At 66.4% G+C, this 9,777-nt stretch carries 5 protein-coding genes; 2 read left to right on the top strand and 3 right to left on the bottom strand.

The genetic code is table 11. The features are described 5' to 3' along the window. Positions 1-59: 59 nt before the first annotated feature. A complete protein-coding gene (locus J8847_RS02445; protein WP_373999814.1) occupies positions 60-2,126 on the bottom strand; it encodes a M13 family metallopeptidase in 2,067 nt (688 codons plus the stop codon). A gap of 70 nt (positions 2,127-2,196) precedes the next feature. After that, positions 2,197-4,419 carry a TonB-dependent siderophore receptor gene (locus J8847_RS02440; protein ID WP_211523093.1) on the bottom strand — a complete coding sequence of 741 codons (2,223 nt, stop codon included), beginning with the start codon at positions 4,417-4,419 and terminating at the stop codon, positions 2,197-2,199. A gap of 539 nt (positions 4,420-4,958) precedes the next feature. Here J8847_RS02440 and J8847_RS02435 point away from each other — a divergent pair. Continuing rightward, complete coding sequence (locus J8847_RS02435) at positions 4,959-6,377, top strand: S41 family peptidase (protein ID WP_211523092.1); 1,419 nt, start codon at positions 4,959-4,961, stop codon at positions 6,375-6,377. A 132-nt stretch (positions 6,378-6,509) separates the two neighbouring features. Continuing rightward, the gene (locus J8847_RS02430; RefSeq protein WP_211523091.1) at positions 6,510-7,631 is read left to right on the top strand and encodes a beta-ketoacyl-ACP synthase III; all 1,122 of its coding nucleotides are present in this window, start codon (positions 6,510-6,512) and stop codon (positions 7,629-7,631) included. A 74-nt stretch (positions 7,632-7,705) separates the two neighbouring features. Here the strand turns inward: J8847_RS02430 and J8847_RS02425 are convergent, their stop codons facing one another. After that, entirely contained in the window at positions 7,706-9,739 is a 2,034-nt protein-coding gene (locus J8847_RS02425; RefSeq protein ID WP_211523105.1) for an NADPH-dependent 2,4-dienoyl-CoA reductase, read from the bottom strand. Positions 9,740-9,777 lie beyond the last annotated feature (38 nt).

Genomic DNA, 9,777 nt, shown 5'->3' with positions numbered 1-9,777 from the left:
TTTTTTTGGGGGGGGGGGGGGGGGGGCGCCCCCCCCCCCCCCGCTTTCATGCATCGCGCTTACCAGATGGTGACGCGGTCCTTCGGCGCCAGGTACATCTTGTCGCCTTCCTTCACGCCGAAGGCTTCGTAGAAGCCCGGCATGTTCATCACCGTGCCGTTGGCGCGGAACTGGCCCGGCGAGTGCGGGTCGGTCTTGACCTGGTTGATCTGCTGGGCTTCGCGCATCTTCGAGCGCCACACCTGGCCGAAGCCCATGAAGAAGCGCTGGTCGCCGGTCAGGCCGTCGATCACCGGAGCAGGCTGGCCTTTGAGCGAGATCTTGTAGGCCTTGTGCGCGATCGACAGGCCGGCGTTGTCGCCGATGTTCTCGCCCAGGGTCAGTTCGCCGTTGACGTGATAGCCCGGCAGCGGCGAGAAGCCGCTGTACTGGCTGACCAGCTTGTCGGTGCGGGCCTTGAAGGCGGCGCGGTCTTCCTCGGTCCACCAATTGCGCAGGTTGCCGTCGCCGTCCGACTGGCTGCCCTTGTCGTCGAAGCCGTGGCCGATCTCGTGGCCGATCACGGCGCCGATCGCGCCGTAGTTCACGGCGTCGTCGGCGCGCATGTCGAAGAACGGCGGCTGCAGGATCGCGGCCGGGAACACGATCTCGTTGGTCGTGCTGCGGTAGTAGGCGTTCACGGTCTGCGGCGTCATGCCCCATTCGGTGCGGTCGATCGGCTTGCCCAGCTTGTTGATGTTGCGGTTGTAGTCGAAGGTCGAGGCGCGCATCACGTTGCCGACCAGGTCGCCGCCGCGGATCGCCAGCGCCGAGTAGTCGCGCCACTTGTCCGGGTAGCCGATCTTCGGGGTGAACTTGGCCAGCTTGGCCTGGGCTTCCTTCCTGGTCGCCGGGCTCATCCACTCGAGGGTGTCGATCGATTCCTTGTAGGCGACCAGCAGGTTCTTCACCAGTTCTTCCATGCGCGCCTTGCGCTCGGCAGGGAAGTGCTCCTGGACGTACAGCTTGCCGAGCGCCTCGCCCAGCGCGTCCTCGACGGTCGAGACGCCGATCTTCCAGGTCGGACGCTGTTCGGTCACGCCGGTCAGCGCGGTGCCATAGAAGGCGAAGTTCTCGTCGACGAAGGCTTTCGACAGGTAGGGCGCGTACTCGCGCAGCAGCTGCCATTCGAAGTAGGACTTGATGGTGGCCAGGTCGGTCTTGGCCAGCACGGCGTCGAAGCCGGCCAGGTAGCTCGGCTGCGACACGATGACGTAGTCAGCCTTGCCGGCCACCCCGGCGGCGGCCAGCGCCGCCTTCCAGTCGTAGCCCGGGGCCAGCTTGGCCAGCTCGGCCACCGTCATCTTGTTGTAGCGCTTGACCGGGTCGCGGTTCTCGACCTTGGTCCACTGCACCCTGGCCAGCTCGGTCTCGAAGTCGAGGATGGCCTTGGCCTGTTCCGGGGCGTTCTTCTCGCCGGCCAGCGCCAGGATCCTGGCGACGTGCTGTTCGTAGGCGGCGCGGGTCTCGGCCATGCGCTTGTCGTCCAGCTTCAGGTAGTAGTCGCGGTCCGGCATGCCCAGGCCGCTCTGGCTGATGTAGGCAGCGTACTTGGTGGACTCGCGCGCATCCTGGCTGACGTACATGCCGTAGGGCGAAGCCACGCCGATCTTCGCCAGGTGGGCGACCAGGTTCGGGACCGCCTTCTTGTCCTTGAGCGCGCGGATGCGCGACAGTTCGCCGCTGAGCGGCTTGTAGCCCAGGCTCTCGCGCTTGGCCTGGTCCATGAAGCTGGCGTACAGGTCGGCGATCTTCTGGGTTTCGGTGCCCTGCTTCCGAGCAAGCGGATCCTTCTGCGCGGCCTCGATGATGGCGCGCAGCTGCGGCGTGGTGTCGTCGCGCAGCTTCATGAAGGTGCCCCAGCTGGCCTTGTCGCTCGGGATCTCGGCGGTCTTGAGCCACTTGCCGTTGAGATAGCTGAAGAAGTCGTCCTGCGGACGCACGCTGTCGTCGATGAACTGGGTGTCGATGCCGGAAATCAAGGCCGCCGCCGGTTTTGCCGGCGCGTTGTCCGCCGCGACCGCCGCCGTGGTGGCGAAGGCGGTCATGATGGACAGGGTCAGGGTGCTCAGGATGTATCGCTTCACAGGAAGGTCCTCTTTGCGGGGTAAAAAAGTGCTACGGCCGGAAAATGTAGCATGGGCTCCGGCCGTTTGATTACAGTTTTGTTTCAAGACGCACACCGACTGTTGCATATGTGCGCGTCTGGGTGCTGGTGAATACTTCCGGCAGGCTGACGCTGCGCGCCGTATCGTAGTTCTGCGACAGCAGGTTGTTGCCGAACACGCGCACCTGGGTATTGCCTGAGAATTTCCACAGCGCGAACAGGTCCAGCTGGCGCTTGGAGCCGGTGAAGGCCAGTTCCTCGTTGCTGACCTGGACCAGGAAATCCGGGGTCCAGTTCAGGCTCGCGCCCAGGGTCAGGGGCAGGCCCTTGAGGCGCCAGTCGGCGCCCACGTTGGCGGTCTGCTCGGCCTGGCCCTCGAGGCGGTTGTGCGGGCCCTGGATGTCTTCCACGTCGGACCAGAAGCGGCTGTAGTTGGCGCGCACGTCCACGTTCGGCGCATCCTTGACCAGGTCGGTCAGCTGGAACTTGGCTTCCAGCTCGATGCCGCTGGTACGCGCCTTGCCGATGTTGACCGGGCGCGAGATCCAGCGCGGGCCCTGGGCGGTCGGCACTTCGGTGACGGTGCGGCGGATCAGGTCGTCGACATTGCGCACGAAGGCGCTGGCCGAGACGATGCCGGTGCGGCCGATGTAGTGTTCGTAGGCCAGGTCGATGCCGGTCGCCAGTTCCGGCTTGAGGTCCGGATTGCCGCTGCGGTCGGGGCGCACGAAGGAATTGTCGGCCGAGATGGTGGGCGCGGCGATCATGTCGTTCAGCTGCGCGGCGCGGTAGCTGCGCGTCAGGCTGGCGCGCACCTGGTCCTTGTCCTTGCCGGGGATGCGCCAGACGCTGTGCAGCACCGGGCTCCAGACGCGGCTCTCGTTCTTCACGCTGTTGCCGACGCCGGTGCTGGCGGTGCGGATGCCTTCCCAGCGCAGGCCCAGGTAGGCCGACCAGCGCTCGCTGATGTCGAATTCGTCCTGGGCGAACAGCGCGATCTTGCGCTGGTTGGCGGAGAGATTCGCGCCCGATTCCTCGTACAGCGGACCGCCGTCGTCCTCGGACACCTGCTTCTGCTTCAGGCGTGTATATTCCACGTCCCAGCCGACGGCCAGCAGGTGGCCCTTGGCGATCGGCCTGGTGTACTTGCCGCCCGTGTTGGCGCCGCGGAAGCGCATGTCGCCCGTGTCGTTGAACACGCGCAGCGGCTCGCCGGCGAAGCCATAGGTGCGGCGCACGCTGGTGTTCTCGCTGTTGGCGCCGCCGAAGCCGAACTTGAGGTCGAGCTTGGCGTTGTTGTCCATGCGGTGCAGCCAGTTGCCGAACAGGCGGCCGAAGGTGGAATCGGAATCCGACGCCTGGTCCAGGCGCGCGTAATCCGGCTCGCCGCCCAGGCGCGTGACCGTGTTGTTCAGGCGCGAATCGCTGCGGTTCACGCCTAGGAAGGGCTGGACCGTGAGCGTGTCCTTGTTGTCGAAGGTGTAGGTGAAGCGCGGCGAGGCGTGCAGGCCCTTCGAATGCGAATCGCTGCGGCCGTCGAGCAGCTGCTCGCTGTCGAGGGTGCCGTCGCGGCGCTCGGTGCGGTCGTAGGTCCGGCTCTCGTTCTCGTTGCGGTTCAGGCGCAGCATCACGTTGGTGAGCCAGCTCAGCCTGCCGGACTTGCCCGGCATCGCCAGCGACACGTCGGGCGAATGCAGGCCGCCGGACACGCTGTCGCTGGCGCGGAACTGGATGTCCTTCTGCTGGTAGCCTTCGCGCAGCACGATGTTGATGGTGCCGGCGATCGCCTGGGTGGAATGCTCGGCCACCGGGCCGCGGATCACCTCGATGCGCTCGACCTGGTCGGGCGGCAGCGACTCCAGCGAGAAGCCTGGCGGCGGGCGCTCGCCGTTGACCAGCATCTGCGTATAACCGTTGCCCATGCCGCGCATGCGCACCCCGCCGCCGCCCCGGCCCGGCGGACCGGCCATGGTCACGCCCGGCAGGCGCTTGAGGATCTCGCCGACATTGCTGTCGCCGTTGCGGTCCAGCTCTTCGCGGCCGAAGATCATTTTGGAAGCGGTGGCCAGGCGGCGCTGGTCGGTATCGTTGGCGCGGCTGCCGCTGATGGTCACCTGCTGCAGCTTGTCGTCGGTCTTGGGAGGCGGCGCCTGCCGGGTCTGGGCCGCACCCGGCTCCTGGGGTGCTGCCGGCTCGGCGCCGGTCTGGCCTGCCGCGGGCACGGAAGCCGCGCCGAGCAGGGCCGCGCAGGCCAGGGAAACATATGTATTCATTCGCGTTCTTGGTCTTCGGTAGCATGCCGGCGCGTACAGGGCGCACGCGGGCGAAAGACCATTCTAGCTGTTGAGAAACAGGCAGCAACGGGGATTAAAGTTTTTTTACTTTTCGATACACGCCAGGAGTGCTTTTTCGCGTATGCATGTGTTGGGAGACGACAACAAGACCTTGTGTGCGCGGGTAAAGTTGCGCTGTGGAATGTACAATCCCGGCAGGCCTTTTCCGGCAGCGCGCCTGCGTGCGCCGGAAAGAAAAAAGCCCACGGAGGGGGCCGTGGGCAAAGACCACTTCAAGAGTGGAGAGAGAGAAAAACTGGTATTGAATATAGGCCGCCCCGCCCCCGCTCGCTTGCACTCTTACAATTGCTTACCAACGGATCAATAGCTGTGCGCCCTGCCCTGTGCATGGCGGGCCGGGTGCATGCTTGTTTGCGCTTGCGCTCTCCGGCGCGCAGGAACAGGTTTATACTGGATTGCGCTATCTCAGGGGCGAACCAGCGGACATTTCAAGGCGCGCGCAGCCAGATCGGGTGACCATGGGCTCTACATTCAAGAATTCCTGCCTCGTCGGCCTTGGCGCGCTTGCCGGGGTCGCGCTCACCATGCAGTTCTCGGCCCTGGCCTACAAGCCGGTCGAGGAAAGCATGCCCATGGCCGAACTGCGCCAGCTGGCCGACGTCGTCGGCGTCATCAAGTCCAACTATGTCGAACCGGTCGAGGACAAGGCCCTGCTGTCGGAAGCCATTTCCGGCATGGTGGCCTCGCTCGACCCCCACTCCGCCTACCTCGACCCGCGCGCCTACCGCGAGCTGCGCGAGGGCACCGAAGGCCGCTTCGTCGGCCTGGGCATCGAGATTTCCGAGAGCGAGGACGGCTACGTCGAGATCGTCGCGCCCATCGAAGACTCGCCGGCCTTCCACGCCGGCATCAAGGAAGGCGACCTGATCACCCAGATCGACGGCTTCCCGGTGCAGGGCGTGCCGATCGACGAGGCGATCAAGCGCATGCGCGGCGAACCCGGCACCCGGGTCACCCTGACCATCGCGCGCAAGGACGCGCCCGCCCCGCTCTTCTTCACCATCACGCGCAGCGAGATCATCCAGAAAAGCGTGAAGGCGAAAATGATCGAGCCGGGCTATGCCTGGCTGCGCATCGCCCAGTTCCAGGAACCGACGGTGGACGACATGGCGGCCAAGCTGCAGGCCCTGTACCGCCAGAACCCGGACATGAAGGGCCTGGTGCTCGACCTGCGCAACGACCCCGGCGGCCTGCTGCAGGGCGCGATCGGCGTGGCGGCGGCCTTCCTGCCCAAGGACGCCGAGATCGTCTCGACCAACGGCCAGCTGGCCGATTCCAAGCAGCGCTTCTACGGCCGTCCCGAGTTCTACATGCTGCGCAGCGGCGCCGATCCGCTGTCCGCCCTGCCGCCCGCCTACAAGACCCTGCCGATGGTGGTGCTGGTGAACACCGGCTCGGCCTCGGCCTCGGAAATCGTGGCCGGCGCCCTGCAGGACTACAAACGCGCCACCATCCTGGGCAGCCAGACCTTCGGCAAGGGCTCGGTGCAGACCATCCGCCCGATCGGGCACGACGCCGCGGTCAAGCTGACCACGGCGCGCTACTACACCCCCGCCGGGCGCTCGATCCAGGCGCGCGGCATCGTGCCCGACTTCCCGGTCGACGAAACCGCCGAGGGCGACGGCCTGAACGCGCTGCGCATGCGCGAAGCCGACCTGGAACGCCACCTGTCGAACGACCGCGACAAGGAAAGCGCGACGCGCCAGGAAGACATCGAAGAGCAGATGCGCCTGCTGGCCGAGGCGCGCCTGCGCAAGCCGGTCGACTATGGCAGCAAGGACGATTTCCAGCTGGCCCAGGCCCTGAACCACCTCAAGGGCCAGCCGGTCCAGCTGTCCAAGCGCGCCGGCGCCACCACGCTGGCCCAGGGCCACTAGGATGCCCCGGGAGCCGGTGTGCGCCCAGTTCCCAACGGCCCCCAAGCGGCGATTCCCTGTTTTAGCACGACCGTGTAGAATTTGGCCATCTTACGGGCAAGTCCCGTTATTTCCATTGAAAGTTTGCCTATCATGAAACCTGTCGTCATCAGCGGCACCGGCCTGTTCACGCCCTCGCAATCCATTTCCAACGACGAGCTGGTGACGGCCTTCAACGCCTACGTCGAGCTGCACAACCAGGAGCACGCCGCGGCGATCGCGGTGGGCGAGGTGACGGCGCTCGAGCCCTCGAGCAGCGGCTTCATCGAGAAGGCCTCGGGCATCAAGTCGCGCTACGTGATGGAAAAGGAAGGCATCCTGGACCCGGCCCGCATGACCGCGCGCATTCCCGAGCGCGCCGACGACCAGGTGTCGCTGCAGGCCGAGATGTGCGTGGCCGCCGCGCGCGAAGCGCTGGCGCGCGCCGGCAAGACCCCGGCCGACATCGACATGGTGCTGGTCGCCTGCAGCAACATGCAGCGTCCCTACCCGGCCATGGCGGTCGAGGTCCAGGAAGCGCTGGGCATCGACGGCTTCGGCTTCGACATGAACGTGGCCTGCTCCTCGGCCACCTTCGGCATCGCCACCGCGGTCGACGCGGTGCGCAACGGCCGCGCGCGCGCGGTACTGATGCTGAACCCGGAAATCACCAGCGGCCACCTGAACTTCCGCGACCGCGACAGCCACTTCATCTTCGGCGACGCCTGCACCGCCGTGATCGTGGAAGCCGCGGAGACGGCGACCAGCAAGCACCAGTGGGAAATCCTGGATAGCCAGCTCAAGACCAAGTTCTCGAACAACATCCGCAACAACTTCGGCTTCATGAACCGCTTCGACGAAGCGGGCGTAGGCCAGCCGGACAAGCTGTTCCGCCAGCAGGGCCGCAAGGTGTTCAAGGAAGTGTGCCCGATGGCGGCCGAGACGATCGCCGCCACGGTGCGCAATGCCGGGCTGGAGATCAAGGATATCTCGCGCTACTGGCTGCACCAGGCGAACCTGAACATGAACCTCCTGATCGCGCGCACGCTGCTGGGGCGCGATGCGACGCCGGAAGAGGCGCCGGTGATCCTCGACACCTATGCGAATACCTCGTCGGCGGGGTCGATCATCGCCTTCCACAAGTACCAGGACGATTTGCCGGCCGGCGCCAATGGGGTGATCTGCTCGTTTGGGGCGGGATATTCGATCGGCTGCGTGGTGGTGCGTAAAAAATAAGCGTTTTTGGTTTGCTTAAAACTTGGGTCCCCGCCTTCGCGGGGACCCAAGTTTTTCAGCACACCGCGGTCTCATTAAAGCCGCGCCGCCAGCTCCGCCCCCTCCCGGATGGCGCGCTTCGCATCCAGTTCCGCCGCCAGCGCCGCCCCACCGATCTTGTGGAAGCCAGGGCCACCAGTCGCGCCCTCCGCCGGCATCAGCTCCGCCAGGCTCTCCTGCCCCGCGCAGATCACCACGTGATCCACGTCCAGCAGCCGCTGCTCGCCCCCGACGGTGATATGCAGACCCGCATCGTCGATGCGATCGTACTGGACGCCCGCCATCATGGTCACGCCATTGCGCACCAGGGTCGCGCGGTGCACCCAGCCCGAGGTCTTGCCCAGCCCCGCCCCCGGCCGCGTGGTCTTGCGCTGCAGGAGCCAGACCTGGCGCGGCGGCTGCGGCGGCACCGGCGCGGCCAGGCCGCCGGGCGTGGCCACATGCGGATCCACGCCCCATTCCGCCATCCAGTGCGCCGCCGGCACCGGCAGCGGAACGGCCGGATCGTGCACCAGGAATTCGCCCATGTCGAAACCGATCCCGCCCGCACCGATGATCGCCACCTTTTGGCCAACTGGTTTACGGTCGCGCAGCACGTCCAGGTAGCTCAGCACCTTGGGATGGTCGATGCCTTCGATGCGCGGCTTGCGCATGACGATGCCGGTCGCCACCACCACCTCGTCGTAGCCGGCGGCGACCAGCTGCTCGCGTGTGACGCGCTCGTTCAGGCGTACCTGGACGCCCAGCAGTTCCAGGCGGCGGCCGAAGTAGCGGATGGTCTCGGCGAATTCCTCCTTGCCGGGCACGCGCATGGCGACATTGAACTGGCCGCCGATGCGGTCCAGCCCATCGAACAGGGTGACCTGGTGGCCGCGCTCGGCCGCCACCGTGGCCGCCGACAGGCCGGCCGGGCCGGCGCCGACCACGGCGATGCGCTTCGGCTTGACGGTCTTGCGGACCACCAGTTCGGTCTCGTGGCAGGCACGCGGATTGACCAGGCAGCTGGCGCGCTTGTTCTGGAAGGTGTGGTCCAGGCAGGCCTGGTTGCAGGCGATACAGGTGTTGATTTCGTCGACGCGGCCGCTGGCGGCCTTGTTCACGAACTCCGGATCGGCCAGGAAGGGCCGCGCCATCGACACCAGGTCGGCGCTGCCCGAGGCCAGCAGCTGCTCCGCCTCGGCCGGCATGTTGATGCGGTTCGAGGCCGCCACCGGAATGCCCACTTCCTTGCGCAGGCGCGCCGCCACGTCGGCGAAGGCCGCACGCGGCACCGAGGTGACGATGGTCGGGATGCGCGCCTCGTGCCAGCCGTAGCCGGTGTTGAGCAGGTTGACGCCGGCCGCTTCCAGGGCCCTGGCGGTGGCCACCACTTCGTCCCAGGTATTGCCGCCTTCGACCAGGTCGAGCACCGAGTGGCGGTACATGATGATGAAGTCGGGACCCGCCGCGGCGCGGATGCGGCGCACCACTTCCACGGGCAGGCGCATGCGGTTCTCGATCGAGCCGCCCCAGGCGTCCGTGCGCTTGTTGGTGCGCGCGCACAGGAACTGGTTGAGCAGGTAGCCTTCGCTGCCCATCACTTCGACGCCGTCGTAGCCGGCCATTTTGGCCAGCTTCGCGCAGCGCGCGTAGGCGCGGATGGTGTCCTCGATGCCGGCCTCGGTCAGGGGCTTGGGCGTGAAGCGCGAGATCGGCGACTTGATGCCGGAGGCCGAAACCACGAAGGGCTGGTAGCCGTAGCGGCCCGCGTGCAGGATCTGCAGCACGATCTTGCCGCCCTCCTCGTGCACCGCGCGCGTGAGCTTGCGGTGGTTGGGCACGTCGCCCAGGAAATTCAGGGTGCCGCCGAACGGCAGCAGCCAGCCCTGGCGGTTGGGCGAGATGCCGCCGGTGACGATCAGGCCGGCGCCGCCGCGCGCGCGTTCGCGGTAGAACGCGGCCAGCTTGCCGTAGTTGTAGAAACGGTCTTCGAGCCCGGTGTGCATCGAGCCCATGATCACGCGGTTCCTGAGGGTGGTGAAACCCAGGTCGAGCGGCGCGAGCAGATTGGGGTAGGCGTTGGTAGTCATCACGGCATTACACCGTGATTTCCTGGAGCCGTGTTTCT

It is taken from the genome of Massilia sp. AB1 (genome assembly GCF_018119385.1).
GTDB lineage: Bacteria > Pseudomonadota > Gammaproteobacteria > Burkholderiales > Burkholderiaceae_D > Telluria.
This window is presented reverse-complemented; position numbering and strand designations above follow the sequence as displayed.

Excerpts from the sequence above, each read along its gene's own strand:
- J8847_RS02440 (WP_211523093.1), bottom strand. The coding sequence starts at position 4,419 with ATGAATACATATGTTTCCCTGGCCTGCGCGGCCCTGCTCGGCGCGGCT.
- J8847_RS02435 (WP_211523092.1), top strand. The coding sequence starts at position 4,959 with ATGGGCTCTACATTCAAGAATTCCTGCCTCGTCGGCCTTGGCGCGCTT.
- J8847_RS02430 (WP_211523091.1), top strand. The coding sequence starts at position 6,510 with ATGAAACCTGTCGTCATCAGCGGCACCGGCCTGTTCACGCCCTCGCAA.
- J8847_RS02425 (WP_211523105.1), bottom strand. The coding sequence starts at position 9,739 with ATGACTACCAACGCCTACCCCAATCTGCTCGCGCCGCTCGACCTGGGT.